This window comes from Anaerococcus sp. C0059F3 (assembly GCF_056590475.1).
The window spans coordinates 1-20,426 of sequence record NZ_JBWPWE010000006.1 but is presented as its reverse complement, the minus strand read 5'-3'; the positions used below and the strand labels follow the sequence as shown (position 1 = coordinate 20,426).

Sequence of the window (20,426 nt, the reverse complement as noted above, 5' to 3'; positions counted from 1 at the left end):
GGAGAGATCTCTTGCCACCTGTATATAACCAATATGGTAAGGGTGTCTAGATTATTTTAGGATGAGGTGTTAATTTTACGAACGTGTTGACGAATGTATAACCAGAGCTCATCCGAAATTGGACGAGGAGGTCCCTGTCTCCCAGAGCCGACGGGCTAGCCTAAGCTCGGGACGAGAGTTGTCGGTCATACTTGATTTCAATGAATTTGTATGATTGTTATACTAAGAATACTTTTAAGCTTGATTAACAAAAAGACAAGGCAGTAGTTCGTACCTACTGCCTTTTTTGTCTTCAATTCTCATAGAGAATAGTTACGTTTTTGTTTCCTGGCCAAAGCCAAGAGCTTTTGTTAGAGGTGGCTTCTCTTGTCTTCATTATATCATTTTTTGGCTATTTTATAAGTTTTAATTGTATTTTCAAAACTTTGTCGGAGTGGATAAGCAAAAACTCTTTTGACCCTTATTTTATTTTCTCAATAGCCACATACCTTCTCTTTCCACTGACAGAACCTATATAGGAAGCCCGTATGTACCCCTCGGCCTCCACAAGTCTATCGTAGTAGACTTTTGCTCCGGGGTAGTAGACTGCTACTATTGGTGCGTAGACACTTGGGGCGGCTCTTACATTTGTTGCGACTCTTATTATCGCCATTCCTATCTTATCAATTATCCTCTCTTGGCTCATCCTCCTATCAATCGGCCTAAAATACCTTTCTCTAGCCGACCTTTTGCGGTCCAGGACAAAACCGAGGCCTCTTTCCGTATCTTGGATAGAAACCCCATTTGCCCTGTATGAGCAATGGATAATCTTATCCTTAGCCAGGAAAATCCCTGTATGGCCGCCAGCACCAGCCGACCTGCCCTCGATTCCCCTTATAAAAATATCCCCACGCCTCACATCTTCATAGGAATAAATTTCCTCAAAAACCTTGCCCTTAAGCTTATAAAGACTCTCGGTATTGCCGATAAGAGTCCCCCTTGGCAAAAATCTGCCCGCAATCAAAGCGTAATAAACAAAGGACGAGCAATCATAAAACCTTGGACCCAGCCTTGCTGGGTAAGCCATAGAATAGCCCACCCTCCCCACCTTGGAGAGGGCGAAATCAATCATTTTTTCTCTAGTCATAATCCTCCTACTTCTTAATCTCCCTCAAAATCTCATCAAGCTTGCCATTAATCTGAACAATCAAAATGAGATTCATAACAATCGGGAAACCTACTTGTGAAATTAAATCAACAATGTCCATACTAACATAGAGGCAAAAAACTTGCTGGCCTTTCTTTATCGCTAGCAAATATCAAAGCTGGCAAGAATTAAAAAAGAAAAAAAATCTTTGTCCTCGCCCTTAAAAATCCTACTAAAAAAGCCCTAGACCAAGCCAGGGCAAATTTTGTTTATAAAGGCAAAAACCTTGTTTTTCTCGATTTTAAATAGAAAGAATGCCTCATTCTCCTTTCTATAATTTTTTTAGCCGGCTAATAATATATAGAAATTAAGCCGCAAATGTCCCGAATTTTTTCTTCAAAATCTCCACCAAATAAAGAGCGATGGCGATTAGAATGGTCATAATGAGGAAAACTAGAGGCACAGGAACAAAGTCGAAAAATGCAATCGGCACCCTTGTTAGATACCCGTAATTTGCGCCAAGGGCCAAATCCATGGCAAAAATCACAGAATTCATAGCCAATGAAGCTAGGCCAATCTCCTTAAAAGTCAAGCTTTTTGGACGGTTCACAGTCACAAGCAAACCACAAGCCATAAGGACGTAGTGGTTAAGGATATAGGTCAGGTTGGTCACATGAGGCCAGGCAAATTTCGAAGGGTCTGGCACGGCAAAAGCCACCAAAGTCCCCACCAAAGCCAAATCCGCAAAAAAAGCCATAGACTTTTCCTTCTTCAAAAGGAAAGCAATCGGTAAACAAATCCCCGCAATCCTGCAATGATACAAAGGCAGCCCCTCCAAAAGCCACAAATCGTGATCAAGAGTGTACCAAAAATACAAAATCCCCTGCAAAATCACACTAGCCACAAGCAAAAGTTTCAAAAGCCAAGCCTTCTTCCTGAATTGATATATAACAAATAAAAATAAAACAAGCCCCAAACGCACCAAATGCATATTAAAAGTAAAACCTGCGTCAGGAGTAGTCCTAAAAAAATAATCCATAAAAATTCCTTTCTTGATAATACCTTATTATACCCTAATCTTTATTTCGTCCGAGATTAATGGTAGTAAAAACTTTGTAGGCAAAGTTTTTACGGTTTTCAAAATTTCTCAAGGTGCAAAGCACCACAGCAGAAATTTATGAAAAACCTTATGTAATTTTTTATAAGCGATGCGACGAATAGGAGCATTGATTGTAAAAAGATTACGTTCCTTAGCTGTTAATCCGAGATTAAATGTATCATAAAAATAATCTCAGCCAATTACGTGGCTGCTCCGTTCAAAGGGGACCCCAGGGGAACGTTCCGCACGTTCCCCCATCGGGTCCCCTTAAACCCCTTCCGTTACCCCCTCCGGGCGGCCACTCTCGTGGGATAATGTGTTTGCCTTCGGCAAACGTATTGGTATGGAGGAGCCGCTGTTTGAGAATATTATTATCCAAACTTTTAAAAATCCCAAGCCTCCTAAAAATTGCAATCTCGTCTGACTTGTGTTTTATATTTAAAGATTGGTTCACAGTATTTATAATGCTTTTATTCGTAAATTACTGTCAGTGCAATTTTCTTCACGGCGGCTTGGGATTTTAAAATACTAACAATATATAAAAATAAAATAAATAAAGTATAATATACGTGTTATCATCGGCCCACAGGGTGGGAGGAGGTGATTTCATGTTAATAATAGAACTCATTGTATCCATCATAGCACAAGTAGTTGGTTACTACTTGTGCAAGTTGGCTAGATGGAAAGCTAAATAACAGCGATGATAATTAGCACAAAAAAGACGAGCATGCGGGCTCGTCTTTTTTTGGTTATTCCATGCATTGTAATAGAACTCATGGTTAATATTAATATACCAATTATCAATAATTTTTCAACTCATTTCAACTTATTCTTAAAATAAATCAATTAAATTCAACATCATTATATAAGCACGCTTATATGTTATCGAAAAAGACGAGCAGGCAGGCTCGTCTTTTTTGATCCTATTGATGAATCTTAGCATATATAATTTCCCTGGCCAAAACCAAGAGCTTTTGTAAGAGGTGGCTTCTCTTAAGATAATTATATCATTTTTGGCCTAGTTTTCAAGTATGGGGTGTCACTTCGAATATTCTGGTCCTGAGTTTATAAGGTCCCTCGGCGGCCTGCGGCCTTTGTCGGGACGGCACTGTAGGATTTAGGTATCTTTCTAGCAATGTTTAGCGAAAGGCAAACGAGCCTTGGAACTTTTTATACTTTGGGAATTAATTTCTAAATATTAAGATTATTTATAATCACAGATTGCGTTAAGAAAACTAATTGTTTGAGCTTTAGCGAGTTATTAGTTTTTAGCAATATGTGATTATAAATCAGTTAGGATAACAACTATCTAAAACAAGGTAACCCCCATACCAATAGTTTGCCGAAGGCAAACACCTTATCCCCCGCGAGGGGTCGCCCGGAGGGGGTAACGGAAGGGGGTTTAAGGGGGACCCGATAGCGGGAACGTGCGAAACGTTCCCCAGGGGTCCCCCTTGGTACGAAGCAGTTATGTCAATGACTGAAATAATATAAAAGATAAAGACAATATTAAACCTTAATTGATTTTAGTGGAATAAAAAAACCTCCCTTTTTTAAAAAGGAAGGTTTTTGTCAAGTGAGTACCCGGGTATTTATTTTTTTAGAAAAGTCCTAAGAGTGCACTCTTATTTTGGACAATTCTTGAGATTCTAAATTAATTAGTCTCTTTTGCTTGCTGCGTATGCAACTGAAGCTGCTGCTAGGATACCTGCAACACCTGCTACTCCAGCGATACCTGTTTTAGCGTTGTTACCAGCTTTTCTAGAAGGAGCTTTTTCTTCTGGTTTCTTTTCTTCTGGTTTCTTTTCTTCTGGTTTCTTTTCTTCTGGTTTATCTTTGATAAGTTCTTTGATTTCGCTTGTTGTAGAGTCTAATTCTTTGATTAGAGCGTCTGTGTCATCAGCTTCTTCATCAGCGTAAGCTGTTGCGATGAAAGCCATTTTCTTTTCAGCTGCAGCGATTTTAGCGTCAGCTTTTTTAACAAGAGCTTCGTTTTTAGCAACTAGAGCGTTAAGTTTAGCTTCAACGTTTTTGATCTTTTCTGGAGAAAGTTCTTTTAGAAGTTTAACTGCTTTGATAGCTGTAAGAGCTTCTTCTCTTGCTCTCTTAAGTTCTTCAATATTGTCTTTCTTAACTGCTGGTTTAGCTGGTTTAACAACTACTTTACCATCTTCGATTCTTAGGATATCTCCTACAGCTGATGCATGACTTTTTAGTATTTTGAATTCATCATCAAATTTGTCTGTTAGAGCCTTTTCATTATCTAAAGCAATACCGTATGCACCATATGCGTTTGCAAGTTCTTGTTGAGCTTTAACTAAATCAACTAGAGCTTGTGCTTTTGGAGCTAGTTTGTTTTTGTCAATTTCTGGAAGACCTTCTTTTTTCTTCTTAACTAGTTCAGCATGTTTAGCTACTGCTTCATCTAATGCCTTTGTTTTTTTAGTAACTTCAACTTTTAAAGTTTCTAATGTATCTTTGTTTGCATTTTCTTTTTTATCATATTCTGTGTTGTAATTTTTTACAGCTGTCGCAACATCAGATTTTGCTGTTGTTACTGCCGCTGCAGCTTGAGCGATTTGGGTATCAATATCTCCTGCTGCTGCATCATCTTTGTCAGCTGGAAGTTCTTTATATTTCTTTTCAGCATCTTCTGCTGCTTTTTTAGCTGCTTCATATCTAGCTTTAGCTGCTTCAACTACTTTTCTTGCTTCGTTTCTTTCTTCGAAGTATTTTTGAACTTTAATTAATTGTTCATTATATTCGTGTTCAACAATATTTGTTCCTGTTCCGTTTTCTGCTGCAACTGCTGGAGCAACTGCACCAAGACCTAGAGCTAGTGCTAATGCACCTGCTGCTAATTTATTCATTTTCATAATTTTAATTCTCCTTTGAATTACTTCTTTTTTGTTTCGTACTTTGTGTACTCACTTTACATTTATAATCTTACAATCTTTTCTCCACATTGTCAACACATTTATGCAAATTGTCAATATATATAAAATTTTGCTAAATATTGCTACAATATTTCTACACAATTCATGAGATTTCTTATCCGAGATAAGTTATCTCCTCGACGGAGTCCTTGTAAGATATCTGTTAATATACTATTGTTTTGGATAAAATCTAGTTTTCTTTCGTCCGAGACGAAACAATCTTTTTTCACTAGGTGAGTCTATTAATCCAGGATCAGCATCTTATAATTTTCTTTTAATATTATCTTCTTATTATAGATTATCATTCTACTTACAATTGAATCTTCGTAACTGGGGAGTCCCAGGGGAACGTTTCGCACGTTCCCCAACTCGACTCCCCAGACCCCTTTCGGCTACCCCCTCCGGGCGACCCCTCGCGGGGGATAAGGAGTTTGCCTACGGCAAACTATTAATATAGAGGAGCCCTTGTTCTAGTTGGACTATCTCCAAACTTTTTTGACATTCAGTCGGCTAAAATTTGATAACTCGGCTAAAGCCTCAAACAATCAAATTTTTTGACGCCTCCTTCATTTACAAAAATAATTGGTCTTGGGATTATAATTTCTTTGTTTGAAAATAAACACTAATTTAGCAATGTATGGCGAAGCCACACGAGCCAGCACTTTCTATAACTTCGAGACCAGTTCTCTCTTTTGTCGGGCAAAGATTTCTAATAGAAAGCCCCGTTAAGAAAACTGATTGTTTGAGGCGGAGCCGAGTTATCAGTTTTTAGGGGCTTGATTATTAGAAATCTCTGGGGAGATACGTAATCTTATACAAGGTAATTCTCTCTACACAAAAAAGCTTGCCGATAGGCAAGCTTCATTATCCGCACTCCGCATAAGGAGCCGCTCGGGGGTGTAGCGGAAAAGGGGCCTGGGGGAACCCAGTGAGGGACCCTGCGGCGCTCTAAGCCGCTTGGGCAAGTTGTCCCTTGGGGTTCCCCCAGTTACGAAGATTCAACTGTAAATAAAATAATCATATATAAGATAGATAGCTTATCTCGGATAAGAAAGAAAAAAATAACTTATCTTGGATAAGAAACCCACCAATTTTTAGGAATCAAAAAGGTAGCTACCTATCTTTTTAAGTAAGCCGTCATATATTTCAATGTTTTTTCCCTTTGTAGGGTGGTTTGGAGGATTTCTTCCATTAGTAGGGCTCTGGCTAGGATTTTGTTTTGGATTAGGGCTTTGTTGGTGGTGAGACTTTGGATTTCTTCTCCTGTGTCTAGGATTATGGAAGTGCCTTTGATTTCCCTGATGAATTTGACGTTGATGAAGGCTCGGTTGTTTTCCATAATGTCGGTGGATCTGATTTTGAATGGGAAGAAGACGTGGTTAGAGTCTATGGCGTAGGGGATGTTTCTTGCGATTTGGTAGGTTTCTTTGATTTTTTTGTCCATCTGCCTTTTGTTTTTGCCTTTGGCTTCGTAGAGGTTTTTGAGATAGAGGGCGGGTGTGCGTGGGTCGAGGAAGGATTTGTCTTCCCTATATATACGGGAATATATTCCCTTGCCTTTCACTTGCTCTGGCAAGATGGCGATAATTTCATAGTACATATATTCTCCTTTCTAGTCCGTGTTTGGACTTTAAATGTACTTTTATTGTACAGTGAAATTTGATTTTTGGCAAGGGGTTTGAGGGGGATTTGGCTTAAAGGCTTTTAGGGGGGTGGGCTCGAGGCTCCACCCCTCTCGTCTCGACTAAGTGAACGTAGCGAATAACAAGCCCGTCGGCTCTAGGAGACTGGAGAAGCCTCTGGCTTCCTTTGTCTAATCTATACGGTATAGGTGTCATGGTAATTTTAAGATAGATTATTATTATTAATTAAATATGTTATAATATAATTATCTCCTGAAAAAAAGAAGGTGAGACTGATGGAGATATCACTCTATTTGTTGGAAAATTTATTTTTTCCACTGCTAGTGGCTTTAATTGTCTTATATATTGAAAAATATATAGATGACGACGGCACTAGCAAATAATAAAAAGACGGTAGCTGGAACTACCGTCTTTTTTGATCCTCATGGAGAATCTCACTCTATTTGTTTTGTTTCCTGGCCTAAGCCAAGAGCTTTTTTGATGGGATAAGAGGTGGCTTCTCTTAGGTTTATTATATCAGTTTTGGGGTTGTTTGCAAGTTTTTGGTGTTGGGGGTAGGGTTTTGATTTTATAAATGTCTCCCGAATGTATGAGTAGAGCTAGCTTTAAGTGTACGTAGGAGGTCTCTCCATGCGTTCGCTTTGCTCACTTAGTCGAGACGAGGGTGTGGGTTTGAGTTGGTCTCGTGCTCACTCTCCCCTCTATCGGGCAAAGATTTCTAATAGAAAGCCCCGTCAAGAAAACTGATTGTCTGAGCGTTAGCGAGTTATCAGTTTTTAGGGGCTTGAATATTAGAAATCAGTGAGAAGATACATAAACTGATACAAGGATATTATCTTTACTAAAGAGGTTTGCCGTTAGGCAAACTTCTGGTTTCGCACTCCGCTTAAGGAGCAGTTGGGGGTGTAGCGTAAGGGGGTTTTAGGGGGAACCGGTTAGGGGGCATCTGCCGCCCCCTTGGGTTCCCCCTATGAACGGAGCAGTAATGTCAATGACTGAGAAAATATAAAAGATAAAATAAATTTAAAATTAAAAAAATCATAAAAAAAAAGGCTATTTTCATAACCTTTTCTTAAGTATCCTCATTCCCCACAATATAGCAATTATACTTACTCCTACGTCTCCGAAGATTGCTAACCACATGGAGGCGTGGCCTAGGAGCCCTAAGATTAGGATTAGGACTTTTACTGTCATTATAAATGTGATGTTTTGCATTACTGTGGAGTTGGTGAGTTTGGCTATGGTCATTAGTTTGGCCATTTGGCTAAATTCACCGTTGGCTATTAGGATGTCGGATGATTCTATGGCGAGGTCTGAGGCGGTTTCGCCCATGGATATGCCGACGTTTGCGTTTTTAAGGACTGGGGCGTCGTTGATGCCGTCGCCTACAAAGACTACTTTGCTGCCCTTGTTTTGATAGTCTTGCATGATGTCTAGCTTATCTTTTGGCATGACTTCTGCATAATAATCTGTGAGGGCGAGTTCTTCTGCCAAGTCTCTGACTGGGCCTTGGCCGTCGCCTGATACTACGGCGATTTTTTTGAAGTGTTTTTTGAGACTTTCTATTGTCTTTTTGCTGTCTTTTTTGATTTGGTCTTCTATGACGACTTTGGCGATTGGCTTATCGTCTATGGCTAGATATACAGCTCTGGATCCGTCATTTTCTATGCCGATAAATTTGCCTGATCCGATTTTGACTTCTTCGCCATTTCGACTTTCTGCTAGGACTCCAAGGCCGCTTTTGTTGTCAATTGTTGTAAATAGGTCAGGGTTTTCTTCCCTATCCATTGAATTTACAATGCCTCTGGCGATTGGGTGGGTGGACATTTTTTCGATGTTGTAGATATAATCGAGGGCCCTTTCCCTATCGTAGTCAGCCAAAAATTCTATGTCTTTTACGACAAATTCGCCTGTGGTGAGGGTGCCTGTCTTGTCTGATAAGAGTACATCTGCCGCTTCTAGTTCTTCCAAATATTGGCTGCCTTTGATCAAGATTCCTTCCCTACTTGCAAGGCCTAGGCCTGACATGAAGGAAAGTGGGACTGATAATACTAGGGCGCATGGGCAGGATAAAACTAGGAAGGTGGCTGCTCTTAGGAGATAATCTGACCAGGCTCCGCCCATGAATAGTGGTGGGACGATTGCAAGTAGGCCTGCAAAGGCAACTACGATTGGTGTATAGATCCTGGCAAATCTGCTGATTAATCTCTCGGAGTCAGATTTTGACATGTGGGAATCTTCGATTAGTTCGATGATTTTTGCCGCAACTGAGTCGTCAAATTCCTTGGTGGCCTCATATTTGATGATGCCTTGGCTTAGGATTGATGAGGATATTATTTCATCTCCAGGGCCTACTTCTACTGGCATGGATTCGCCTGTGACTGAAGATGTGTCAACCAAAGCATTTCCTTCGATTATTATCCCGTCGACTCCGACTTTTTCTCCGTCACGGACCATCAAGATGTCGCCCACTTCTACATCATCGAGGTCGATTTCCTCGATTGTTCCGTCGTCTAGGACCTTGTTGGCAAGGTCTGGGACTAGGTCTAAGAGGCTTTTGATGTTTTCCTTAGAAGAGTGGGTGGCTATTTCCTCAAAAAGTTCGCCAAAGCCGTAGAATACCATTACCGCAATGGCTTCAAGGTAGTCACCGATTAAAAAGGCGGTGAGTGTGGCTATGGTCATGAGGAAGTTCTCATCAAGGGCCTGGCCACGTTTGAGGCCTTCAAAGGCTTCCTTGAGGACCTCCCATGCCGCTAAAAGATAGAGGCCCAAATACCAAAGTCTTGCGATATGGATATTGACCCAAGCGATGTGGGAGTCAAAATATGCTAGGGCAAAGGTCAGGATGACTATTAAAACAAGCTTTAAAAAAGTCTGTTTATGGTCTTTGGTCATTGATTTTAGCATCTAGTCCACCAAAATTTTTGATCCTGGTTCAATCTTGTCGGCTATTTCATTTGATTTTGCAATTAGGTCTTCTAGGTCAATGTCATCTGCTAGGTCAAATTTGACCTTTTCTGATAAAAATGAAACTCTAACGCTGTTGACACCGTCTAATTTAGAGATGGCTTCTTCAATTTTGGCTGCACAGTTGGCACAATCTAGGCCTTCAATTTTGTATTTTGCTTTCATAAATTCCTCCTTTGGTCTATTCGCAAATGTGTTCTAGACCGATTTCTATAATTAATTTCACGTGGTCATCGAGAAGGGAATACATAATGGACTTGCCTTCCCTCTCGCTTTTTACTAGCTTGTTTTTCTTTAGGTTTCTTAGTTGGTGACTGATGGCCGATTGGCTCATATCAAGGCTTTCGGCTATGTCGCCCACACTTACTGGCCCCTCAAAAAGCCTGTACATGATTCTCATCCTTGTAGAGTCTGAAAAAATTTTGAAAAGGTCGGCCAAGTCGCTTAGGATATTATCCGAAATATTGTCTATGTCTACCTTCATCTCCACCTCGTTTCATTTCTATATTTGTACATATGAATGTATCTTCATATGAATATTGTAGCATATATAAAAATTTTGTCAAGATTTTCGGGACATTTTTCAATTTTTTTCTACCTATTAGTACGGCGCCAAGAAATAAATATAAGGAGTTAAATATGAAAATTAAGATCAAATATGAAATTGTGGACATTGAAGGAGTAGGAAAAAAGACTTACACAAAGACCTTCTCCCAAGTAAACCAAGGAGCTACAAACGAGAATTTAAAAGCATTCACCGAGGCTTACCTAGGTTTATTAAATGACAATGGCAAGGGAATTGCCTATGCAATCTACAAGGCAAATGAAGAAAAAGTTGATGAAGGACAAGTAAATTAAGGAGGCATAAACAATGGAAAAAACAATAAAAAGAAAATTAAAATTATACTTTAAAGACGCTGATAACACACAAAGGACTGTCTCTATTGACTATCCAAAAGATAATTACCAAGATGCGGATGTTAAGGCTGCTATGGATAAAATCGTAAAATCTGGAGTGCTTGAAACAAAAAAAGGCAAGGTCACAACAAAGGCCAATGCCGAAATGGAAACCATTGAAAAATCTCCATTTGATGTGACAAAAGCCTAAGAAAGACCCCATAAGGGGTCTTTTTTTTGGGGATTTTTCTAATAATTTTTGATGGCCGGATCCAGGTTTTTGGCTTTTTTACCATAAAATTTACAATAAAAAAGCCCTTTAACTTGGCTATCTAGCCAAAATCAAAAGAGCGATGATTTATAAGACAAGTGAGGGGGCCGGCATATTGATTTTTGCAGTCGTGTGGCTTTCATAAGTTGATTGATTAGTGGAGTTTGGCCCCCTCGGGTTTAATTTTTTTAAAATAATTTATAAGATTGTGTGGTTTTGATTTGGTAAAAAATCTGACCCAATTTTCCTAGGGTGAATTTCTTAAATATATTTTACCAAATCTTCGATAGGTTTTCTATTGGTATGGTTGGCAAGAGGACCTGCCCCTTCAGCCGGAAAGCCCAGGTCGATCATGCAAACGACTATTTCATTAGCTGGTAGGTCAAAAACTTCCTTTACCTGGTCGGGATCGATGTTGTTAATCCAACAAGAATCGACGCCAAGGGACTTAGCTGCAAGGATAATGTGGGTGGCTACAATGGCTGTATCTTCAAAACCAGAGTCGTATTTGCCGCCTGGATAAGTGAAAACTTGGTCTTTATCATAGGTTAAAACAAGGACTGTCCCCGCACCATAACGACAAGGAGTCACCTGGTCAACCTTGGCCAAAGCTTCTTCAGACTCGGCCACATAAATCTTGTAATTTTGTAAATTTTTGGCAGTCGGAGAAAGACGGCCTGCCTCTAAAATGAGATCAAGCTTGTCCTTAGGAACCCTTCTCCCATCGTATTTTTTCAAAGAATAACGTTCGCTAGCAAGTTTAATAAAATCCATAAAATCTCCTCTTTTCTTTCTTTAATATACTTATATACAAAATATTTAGAGTGAAAAAAGCAGAACCTAATAGCTCGGCTTTTAATAATTATTAAATTAGTCCTTTTTGGTCTTTTTTTATAAATCTTAGTTTTTTCTTGTCGTCTTCTAGTTTGCCTAGGATGGTTTCTAGGTTTCTTAGGCTTTTGGCTACGTCAAATTCCCTGTATCTCATCCTACTTCTAAGGCTAATGTCGTCTAATATGCCATTTACCCTGCCCGCTTCTGCCATTTTTGCTGGCAGTCTTAGGCTTTTGGCTAGGTTCTCGTCGTATAAGAGGAGGTCACTTTCGAGATTTAGGAGGTCTTGTTGGATCTTATTTATGGTTGAATTTAGTTTGTCTGTCCTTTTTTTCCTAATTATGTCGCCAAAAATATTGCCACGAAAACAGCTTGATGTGGTGTAGGAATACTGGTCTTCCATTTTTCCCATGGCGAGCTTAATCCTGGCCCTTGTTTGCCTAACTTTTCTGATCATTTTGTCGGTTTTTACTATTTCTAAATCTATATTCATGATATTTTTCCTTCCACTGTAGTCTTTTATATTATATACCCATTTTTCAAAATTGACCTTCATTTTATGATAAGTATAATTTATATATAAAATATAGAAATGAGGAAAATATGGCAGAAATACTATTTTATAATACACATCTTGCAAAGGACTATAATAAATTTAAGGAAATTTGCGAGGCCAATGACGTAACAATCATCGAAGTAGAAGAAGACCAAGTTGACCACTATGTGGGATATTTGCTCAGTCTTGAAGGTTTTACTGATGAAAAGAAAACTGATATTGACGAAAAAGCAAATATAGACTTTGACTTTATTTTATTTTCTAATTTTGATAATGAAAAGATGTTCAGAGTCATGGACGAGCTTAGGGAAAGCGAGGCAAATGTCCAACACAAGGCCGGCACCACCCAAAATAACATAGGTTGGTCCCTAAGAGAGCTTTTGATCGAAAATGACAAGGAAGCCAGAACCATGGGCCTCATCCACAAAATAAATGCCCAACTAGAAAAAGCTTCAGACCTCAAGGAAAAATACGGCGAAGACGCCACAACAAAGGCCCTAATAGAAGAAATCCAAGGCTTTTTCCAAGATTCATCAATATTTGATATAGACAAGGCCAAGGATTATTATTTGAAATTGATGGATGAAAATTTGAGGGTTGAAAAAGAAAATTAGTAGTTTATCCGAGAATAAAATTATCTTTTTTTCTTATCCTAGATAAGTTATATAGTTAGAATAATCATTTTATTTACAGTTGAATCTTCGTAATAAAGGGGACCCCAGGGGAACGTTTCGCACGTTCCCCCATCGGGTCCCCTTTAAAACCCCTTCCGTTACCCCCTCCGGGCGACCACTCTCGTGGGATAAGGAGTTTGCCTACGGCAAACTATTAACATAGAGGAGCCCTTGTTTCAGTAAATTATTATCCAAACTTTTTAAAATCCCAAGCCTCCTAAAAATTGCAATCTCGTCTGACTTGTGTTTTGAATTTTAAAATCAGTTCACAGTAGTTATTGTATTCTTAATTGTAAAGGACTGTCAGTGCAACGCTCTCGGCCGCTAGGGCAGGCTCTTCACGGAGGTTTGGGATTTTAAAATACTTGGTCTTAAGTTTTCTACTCTTCGTTTTAGAATGTAAAACTCATCTAGCAATGTTTGGCGAAAGCCAAACGAGCCTGGGACATTCTAGAATCTCGAGACCAAATCTCCCCTTTATCGAGCAAAGATTTCTAATAAAGGTCACCGTAAAGAAAATCGCATGTCTGAGCGAAGCGAGTTTGCGATTTTTAGGTGACCGACTATTAGAAATCAGTGGGGAGATACGTAATCTTATACAAGGTCATTAACTCTATTAAAGAGGTTTGCCGCAGACAAACTTCTGGTTTTGCACTCCGCTCAAGGAGCAGTTGGGGGTGTAGCCGAGAGGGGTTTAAGGGGAGGCGGGTGAGGGGGCATCTGCCGCCCCCTCGGGCCTCCCCTTTAAACGAAGATTCAACTGTGAGTAGAATAATAATATGAAAGATAAAATTACGAAGATTCAATTGTTAATAAAATTATCACATAAAAGATAGATAACTTATCTCGTATAAGAAAGAAAAGATAATTTATCTCGGATAAAAAATGAAAAATGATTGTTTCGTCTCGGACGAAAAAATAAAAAAATGATTTGTAATTAATAATTATTAGAATAAAATAATAAAATAACATTTTTAAGGAAGATATTATGAGACAGATTATTGAGAGTTTTAATGACTTTTTGTGGGGCTTGCCCCTTATTTTAGGCATCATGGGTACTGGTATATATATTAGTATCAGGCTCGGAGGAATCCAGTTTAGAAAACTTGGTTTTGCCCTTAGGAATACTTTGGGCAAGGTTTTTGAACAGGTCGATGAGGCGGATGGTGATATTTCGCCATTTTCAGCCCTTGCTACTGCCCTTGCTGCCACAGTTGGGACTGGCAATATCGTCGGTGTGTCCCTTGCCATTATCATGGGCGGACCGGGTGCGATTTTTTGGATGTGGGTTGCCGCTATCTTTGGCATGGCTACCAAGTTTGCTGAGGTCACTCTCGCGCTTGCCTATAGGGAAAAAAGAGGAGGTTCTTTTGTCGGTGGGCCAATGTATTACATAGAAAAGGGCCTCAAAAACAAAAATCTCGCCAAACTTTTTGCTCTTTTTGCCTCAGTTGCAGTTTTTGGTATAGGCAATTCCACCCAATCCAACGCCATTGCCGGTGTTTTGAGGGATAATTTTGGCGTAAATACAATAGTTACAGGCCTTATCCTAAGTGGCCTTGCAGCCATTGTCGTTGTTGGCGGCCTTGCCACAATATCAAAGGTTACCGAAAAGCTCGTGCCTTTCATGTCATTTTTTTATATTTTGGGATCGGTTTGGATAATTTTCCTCAACAGGGCAAACCTAATCCCTGCCATCGAGTCAATCTTTGTTGGCGCTTTCGCACCGATGAGTGTGGCTGGCGGAGTGGTCGGACTTTCTATAAAGCAAGTTATGTCTGCCGGTGTAGCAAGAGGTGTATTTACCAACGAAGCCGGTCTTGGTTCATCACCAATGGCCCACGCATCAGCCTCCACAGACCACCCAATCCGCCAAGGACTTTGGGGCATGACAGAAGTTTTTGTTGACACAATGGTGATTTGTTCGCTCACAGCCCTAGTCATCTTGACTACAGGGGTCGACAGATCAGTCGGCGTTGACGCAAGGACCTTGGTTGCAAACGCCTTTTCGTCCACCTCTTCAATCGGCGGCCTAATCCTTTCTTTGGGAATCAGCCTTTTCGCCTTCTCAACCATACTCGGTTGGGCCTACTACGGAGAACTGGCCATTTCCTACCTACTTGGTGATGGGGTCAAAAAATATTACAGGATAATCTATGTAATCTTTGTCTTTGTTGGCGCAAACATGGACCTAGGCCTTGCCTGGACATTTTCAAACATCCTAAACGGCCTAATGGCCCTTCCAAACCTCTACGCTTTGATAAAGCTAGCCCCAGTACTAACCAGGCTAGAAAAAGACTTTTTCAAAGACCCAATGAGGATAAGAAAGGGAAGCCAAGAATACCAAAGCTTGTTAAACTAAGCTTTTATCAAAAAAACTTTATATAAAATTAAAAACGACTCCGTCTGACCTGAACCCGTAAACACGGAATAATTTAATAATATTTTAAGCGGAATGTAATCTGTACATAACAGGAGACATTCCGTTTAATTTTGTTTTAATCCTATCCTCATTGTACCATTTGATATATTTTTCAATCTCATTTCTCAAATGATCATAACTATTAAACTCTTCTCCATAATACATTTCCTGTTTTAATATCCCAAAGAAGTTCTCCATTGGAGAATTGTCTAGACAATTCCCTTTTCTTGACATACTCTGCCTAATATTCATTTTTTCTAGTTTTTTAGTCCAAGTACTATGTTGATAATGAAATCCTTGGTCTGAGTGTATTGTTCATTCTTTAATTTCTTTATTTTCTTCTAACGCTTTTTCTAGCATTGTATTAGTTAATTCTATTGTTGGATGATCGCTTAGTGTATAACTGATTATTTCACTGTTGTATAGGTCTAATATTGGTGATAGGTATAGTTTCTTTTCTTGCCCTTTTATTCTAAATTCTGTTACATCTGTTAGCCATAATTGATTTGGCTTAGTAGCTGTAAACTGTCTTTTTACAACATTATCTGCTACTTTACCTATTTGTCCCTTGTATGATAAATATTTTCTTGATCTAGTTTTAAATTTAGTGCATAGCAAGGATTCTTCTCTCATTATTCTTAAAACTCTTTTATGGTTAATATTAAATCCTTTATTTTTTAATACTAGAGTAACTCTTCTATATCCATATCTGCCTTTTGATGCTTCTACTATGGTTTTAATTTCATTTTTAACTTCCTTGTCTTTGTTTGTTGGATTTCCTAATTTCATCTTCCATTTATAGTATGATGATTTTGGTAATTTTGCTATGCTTAACCATTCGATTATTTTACTTTGTGGATATTCTTTTATTAAGTTGAGGATTATCTTTGTCTTTTCCTTGCTTCTGCTTCCTCTTCCAGTAGCAAGGCTTGTAGCTTTTTTTCGTAGATTATCTTCATTTTGAGAAGTCTATTTTCTTCTCTTAGTCTTATTAATTCTTCTCTTTCACTTTCATTTATTGGAGTATTAGGTTTAGACTTCTTATTTGATTTGGTCCTGTCTTTTTTAGGCCTTCCTCTGTTATCTTCTAGTCCAGATAAACCACGCTGTCTATATGCTCTCTGCCAATTACATATTATTGATCCATTTTTTATATTAAAGTGCTCTGCGGTTTGTCTGAATGAGATATTATTGATTTGCCTATATTGTATTACAGATAGCTTAAATTCACTAGTGAATTTATCTTGATTTTGTTTTTTTGATAAGTTATCAAAACCTCCTGAATTATATTTATCTATCCAGTTTTCAATGGTGCCTTTGGGAATATTATATTTATCAGCTAATTTTCTTATACCTCCTGTTTCTCCTGATAAGTATTCCATTACTAGTTTGATTTTAAATTCTTTTGTGTATTTTGGCATACAAAAACCCCTCCATCCGTATTCCGGATTTTGGGGTTCAGGTCACGTCCTAGAGTCGTTTTTCTTATTCGTATCTTTTTAAACCATTATCAATTAGTCTTTCTATAGCATAACCTACACCTGATTGAAGGTTGGATTTGGTGATGAATTTGGCGTGGGCCTTAAGTTCTGGGACTGAGTTTTCCATTGCCACAGGAAAACCTGTTTGTTCTAGCATTGGTATGTCGTTTTTCTCATTGCCTATGGACATGATTTCGTCGGCTGTAATCCCGAGTTTGGCTGCCATTTGCCTTACGGCGTGGCCCTTGTTGGCGGTTTTGTTCATGACTTCTATCAAAAATGGAGCGGTCTGAACAGCATAGTAATTATCGGTCACTTCCTTTGGCATATTGGCCAAAACTTCCTTGATGCTTGATGAGGATCCCAAGATTAGAAACCTGCCAAAGCTCATATTTTCTGGGAAATCTTCGTAATTTACAGGGGTTAGGGCAAGTTTATTTATAAAGGCGTCGGCCTTGGTATAAAAACTTGGGTTTTTGTGCCTGGAATAAAAACCAACGTCGTCCATGGCGGAGACTTCCACATCAAAGCCCTCCATCAGCTTATCAAGCCTTGCAAGGTCCTCTACAGTCTGAAAAGAACCAGCAATTGGCTGCTTTGTAGCATTGTCCACTATGTAAGATCCGTTTTGGCAGACAGTAAAATGCCCCTCCTGCATGAGGCCAAGTCTTTCGATATATCTTTCCATAGAATGAAAAGGCCTGCCAGAAGCAAGGGCAATATGGACACCCAAGTCCCTTACCCTGTCGATTTGTATAATATTTTTTTTAGTTAATCTCTTAAGTGGTGTGACAAGTGTCCCATCCACGTCAATGGTAATTAGTTTAATCATAATAATACTATACTATTTTTTTCGCTTTCGTCCGAGACGAAGCAATCTTTTTCTTTATTTTAATAATTTATTTTTATCACTTCTTTTATAAAGTTATTTACCTGAATTCTCCGTAATTTTATATTCAGTATTATTATTCTACTTACAGCTGAATCTTCGTTTAAAGGGGAGGCCCGAGGGACCTTCCGCAGGGTCCCTCACCCGCCTCCCCTTAAACCCCTCTCGGCTGCACCCCCGAGCGGCTCCTTGGCGGAGTGCGGACAATGAAGCTTGCCTTTTCGGCAAGCTTTTTTTGTGTAGAGAGAACGTCCTTGTATTAGTATTAGTATATCCCCACAGATTTCTAATAATCAAGCCCCTAAAAACTGATAACTCGCTATCGCTCAAACAATCAGTTTTTTAAACGGGGCTTTCTATTAGAAATCTTTACCCAGTGGATTAGAGAATTGACTTCGAAGTTCTAAAAATTGCTAGGCTCGTTTGGCTTTCGCCAAACTTTGCTAGATGTGTTTTGTCTTTCTTATACTAAGAGTTTAAAAACTTAAGGTCTTGTATTTTAAAATCCCAAGCCTCCGTTACGAAAATTGCACTGACAGCTTTTTACAAATAGAAATACAGTAGATACTGTGAACTAATTTTCAAACAAAGAGCACAAGTCAGACGAGATTGCAATTTTATGAGGCTTGGGATTTTAAAAAGTTAAACAACTATTATTCCTAAACAAGGACGCCTCCTTACCAACATGTTTGCCGATAGGCAAACACATTATCCCCCGAGAGGGGTCGCCCGGAGGGTGTAACGGAAGGGGTTTAAGGGGACCCGATGGGGGAACGTGCGAAACGTTCCCCTGGGGTCCCCTTTTTACGAAGCGGTAATGTAAATGACTGAGAAAAAATAATAAAAGATAATGAAAAATCTAGAATTTAAAGAAAAATACCCTATCTTGGATAGAAAATCATGCCTATATTCTCCCAGATACGGAGAGGTCATGTTAATGACCTGAAAATAATAAAAGATGAAGTCAATCTCGGATTGACAAAAAAAAGATATTTTATACTCGGATAAAACCCCAAAATTCGGTATAATGATAAAGATAAGTTAATAACTAAGTTTTATATAATATAAGAGGAGAAAAAATGATTATAGGAATACCAAAAGAATTAAAAGATCAAGAATCAAGAGTTGCTGCAGTACCTGGTGCTGTGGCTGATCTTGTTAAAAATGGAATAGAAGTCCTTGTTGAATCTGGTGCTGGCCTTGGCTCTGGCATAACAGACGCAGACTACGCCGAAGCAGGTGCCAAAGTCCTTGACTCTGCTGCTGAGGTTTGGGAAAAATCAGACATCATCTACAAGGTCAAAGAGCCTCTCAAGGAAGAATACCAATACCTAAGAGAAGGCCTCATCGTCTATTGCTATCTTCACCTAGCTGGCAACGAGGAGTTATTAGACCAATTATTAGAGAAAAAAGTTACTGCCATTGGTTTTGAGACAGTTGTCAAAGACGGCAAACTCCCACTTCTTCGCCCAATGTCTGAAATTGCAGGCAGGATGGCAGTCCAAGAAGGGGCAAGATATTTAACTATCCCAGAAGGCGGTAAGGGAATCCTCCTCCAAGGCGTGCCAGGAGTAAGGCCAGCCAACGTAGTTATTGTCGGTGCAGGTACAGTAGGCACAGCTGCCACAAGAATAGCAGTCGGCATGGGAGCCAGGGTTACAGTCCTAGACGTCAATATCGATTCACTCACAAGACTACACAACATTTTCCCAGATAAAATCGAAACTCTTTACTCAAACCCACTTAACATAGACGAAGCAGTTAGCGGTGCAGACCTAGTTATATCAACAGTATTAATCCCAGGTAGACGTGCCCCACAACTAATAAAAGTAGACACAGTTAAGAAAATGAGTGAAGGCTCAGTCGTAGTCGACGTCGCCATCGACCAAGGTGGATCAACCGACATCACCAAAGACCACGCTACAAGCCACACCCACCCAATCTTTAAAGAATACGGCGTAACCTTCTACGCAGTAGGCAACATCCCAGGCGCTGTCGCCAAGACATCAACCTACGCCCTATCAAACGCCACAACAATCTATGCCAAAGCCCTAGGCAAAGGCGGTCTAAAAGATGCCATAGAAAAATTCCCAGAAATAGGAACAGGCGTCAACACCCACAATGGCCAAGTCACAATAGAATCCGTAGCCCAAGACACAGGCCACGAATGCAAAAAATTAGAAATCTAAAACAAACCACGAGCCAAAACTCGTGGTTTTTCTATGCAAAAAAATTGAAGGCTAAGCCATAAGTATAGGCACCAAACAAAAGAAAATTAATCCCAAAAATTTTACAAAAAGTAAGAATATCTCAGGGAAATTCTTGGTGGGGGTTTATAGACTTGTCCTGACGAGATGAAATCAAGTCATGGAAAGTCTTATGCCATAGCCTGGGACTCGAACCGTCTCACAAGCCGACGGGCTAGCCACCGGTAGGCCCCTCCCATAATTTTCCAAAAAAATAAGCACTTCTTAAAGAAACGCTTGGTGGGGCTTTATAGACTTGTCCTAGTGAGCGTAAGCGAACTATGGAAAGTCTTATGCCGTAGCCTGGGACTCGAACCCTGGACCTCATAAAGGCCCCTTGATTTGGGGCCTTTATGGCGAAAACATAGGGCGGTAGCCCGAA

At 39.4% G+C, this 20,426-nt stretch carries 17 protein-coding genes and 1 pseudogene; 5 read left to right on the top strand and 13 right to left on the bottom strand.

Annotated elements, in window-relative coordinates; translation table 11 throughout:
- Nucleotides 1–460: 460 nt before the first annotated feature.
- From AC1EJ5_RS04985 to AC1EJ5_RS04955, 7 genes are all read right to left on the bottom strand, one after another.
- Nucleotides 461–1,126, bottom strand: coding sequence for a peptidoglycan amidohydrolase family protein (locus AC1EJ5_RS04985; protein ID WP_479814908.1), 666 nt, complete (start codon nt 1,124–1,126; stop codon nt 461–463).
- 367 nt (nt 1,127–1,493) lie between these two features.
- The gene (locus AC1EJ5_RS04980; RefSeq protein ID WP_479814906.1) at nt 1,494–2,165 is read right to left on the bottom strand and encodes a TMEM164 family acyltransferase; all 672 of its coding nucleotides are present in this window, start codon (nt 2,163–2,165) and stop codon (nt 1,494–1,496) included.
- A gap of 1,718 nt (nt 2,166–3,883) precedes the next feature.
- Complete coding sequence (locus AC1EJ5_RS04975; RefSeq protein WP_479814904.1) at nt 3,884–5,101, bottom strand: hypothetical protein; 1,218 nt, start codon at nt 5,099–5,101, stop codon at nt 3,884–3,886.
- A 1,177-nt stretch (nt 5,102–6,278) separates the two neighbouring features.
- On the bottom strand, nt 6,279–6,761 hold the full coding sequence (locus tag AC1EJ5_RS04970; RefSeq protein WP_348938794.1) for a hypothetical protein: 483 nt from the start codon (nt 6,759–6,761) through the stop codon (nt 6,279–6,281).
- Nucleotides 6,762–7,863: 1,102 nt separating this feature from the next.
- Complete coding sequence (locus AC1EJ5_RS04965; protein ID WP_479814902.1) at nt 7,864–9,714, bottom strand: heavy metal translocating P-type ATPase; 1,851 nt, start codon at nt 9,712–9,714, stop codon at nt 7,864–7,866.
- Nucleotides 9,715–9,939: a heavy-metal-associated domain-containing protein gene (locus AC1EJ5_RS04960; protein ID WP_223419089.1), complete on the bottom strand. Its 225-nt coding sequence runs from the start codon at nt 9,937–9,939 to the stop codon at nt 9,715–9,717. It abuts the gene before it with no gap.
- A 16-nt stretch (nt 9,940–9,955) separates the two neighbouring features.
- Nucleotides 9,956–10,258 carry an ArsR/SmtB family transcription factor gene (locus tag AC1EJ5_RS04955; protein ID WP_223419086.1) on the bottom strand — a complete coding sequence of 101 codons (303 nt, stop codon included), beginning with the start codon at nt 10,256–10,258 and terminating at the stop codon, nt 9,956–9,958.
- A 155-nt stretch (nt 10,259–10,413) separates the two neighbouring features.
- Between AC1EJ5_RS04955 and AC1EJ5_RS04950 the strand changes: the two genes are divergently transcribed.
- Complete coding sequence (locus tag AC1EJ5_RS04950) at nt 10,414–10,632, top strand: DUF1659 domain-containing protein (protein ID WP_223419084.1); 219 nt, start codon at nt 10,414–10,416, stop codon at nt 10,630–10,632.
- 13 nt (nt 10,633–10,645) lie between these two features.
- Nucleotides 10,646–10,882, top strand: coding sequence for a DUF2922 domain-containing protein (locus AC1EJ5_RS04945; protein ID WP_308749675.1), 237 nt, complete (start codon nt 10,646–10,648; stop codon nt 10,880–10,882).
- 321 nt (nt 10,883–11,203) lie between these two features.
- Here the strand turns inward: AC1EJ5_RS04945 and AC1EJ5_RS04940 are convergent, their stop codons facing one another.
- Both AC1EJ5_RS04940 and AC1EJ5_RS04935 read right to left on the bottom strand, forming a co-directional pair.
- Nucleotides 11,204–11,716 (bottom strand): nitroreductase family protein, encoded by a 513-nt coding sequence (locus tag AC1EJ5_RS04940; RefSeq protein ID WP_479814899.1) that lies wholly within the window; start codon nt 11,714–11,716, stop codon nt 11,204–11,206.
- A 91-nt stretch (nt 11,717–11,807) separates the two neighbouring features.
- Complete coding sequence (locus tag AC1EJ5_RS04935; RefSeq protein ID WP_479814897.1) at nt 11,808–12,269, bottom strand: hypothetical protein; 462 nt, start codon at nt 12,267–12,269, stop codon at nt 11,808–11,810.
- 110 nt (nt 12,270–12,379) lie between these two features.
- On the opposite strand from AC1EJ5_RS04935, the gene AC1EJ5_RS04930 reads away from it, so the two are divergent.
- Entirely contained in the window at nt 12,380–12,946 is a 567-nt protein-coding gene (locus AC1EJ5_RS04930; RefSeq protein ID WP_348938791.1) for a DUF3783 domain-containing protein, read from the top strand.
- Nucleotides 12,947–13,994: 1,048 nt separating this feature from the next.
- Nucleotides 13,995–15,368, top strand: a complete 1,374-nt coding sequence (locus tag AC1EJ5_RS04925; protein ID WP_479814895.1) for an alanine/glycine:cation symporter family protein — start codon at nt 13,995–13,997, stop codon at nt 15,366–15,368.
- An 84-nt stretch (nt 15,369–15,452) separates the two neighbouring features.
- Here AC1EJ5_RS04925 and AC1EJ5_RS04920 read toward each other — a convergent pair whose 3' ends face one another.
- The 4 genes and pseudogenes from AC1EJ5_RS04920 to AC1EJ5_RS04905 all read right to left on the bottom strand — a co-directional run bounded on the left by AC1EJ5_RS04920 (nt 15,453) and on the right by AC1EJ5_RS04905 (nt 17,741).
- Nucleotides 15,453–15,680, bottom strand: a complete 228-nt coding sequence (locus AC1EJ5_RS04920) for a transposase (protein WP_479814893.1) — start codon at nt 15,678–15,680, stop codon at nt 15,453–15,455.
- Nucleotides 15,681–15,743: 63 nt separating this feature from the next.
- A pseudogene (locus AC1EJ5_RS04915) lies at nt 15,744–16,322 on the bottom strand (IS3 family transposase); the annotation flags it as partial.
- Entirely contained in the window at nt 16,310–16,849 is a 540-nt protein-coding gene (locus AC1EJ5_RS04910) for a helix-turn-helix domain-containing protein (RefSeq protein WP_479814891.1), read from the bottom strand. The gene AC1EJ5_RS04910 and the pseudogene AC1EJ5_RS04915, both read right to left, overlap by 13 nt.
- Before the next feature lie 64 nt (nt 16,850–16,913).
- Nucleotides 16,914–17,741, bottom strand: a complete 828-nt coding sequence (locus AC1EJ5_RS04905; protein WP_479814889.1) for a Cof-type HAD-IIB family hydrolase — start codon at nt 17,739–17,741, stop codon at nt 16,914–16,916.
- A 1,136-nt stretch (nt 17,742–18,877) separates the two neighbouring features.
- Between AC1EJ5_RS04905 and ald the strand changes: the two genes are divergently transcribed.
- On the top strand, nt 18,878–19,987 hold the full coding sequence (gene ald / locus AC1EJ5_RS04900; protein WP_479814888.1) for an alanine dehydrogenase: 1,110 nt from the start codon (nt 18,878–18,880) through the stop codon (nt 19,985–19,987).
- The last annotated feature ends 439 nt before the right edge of the window (nt 19,988–20,426 follow it).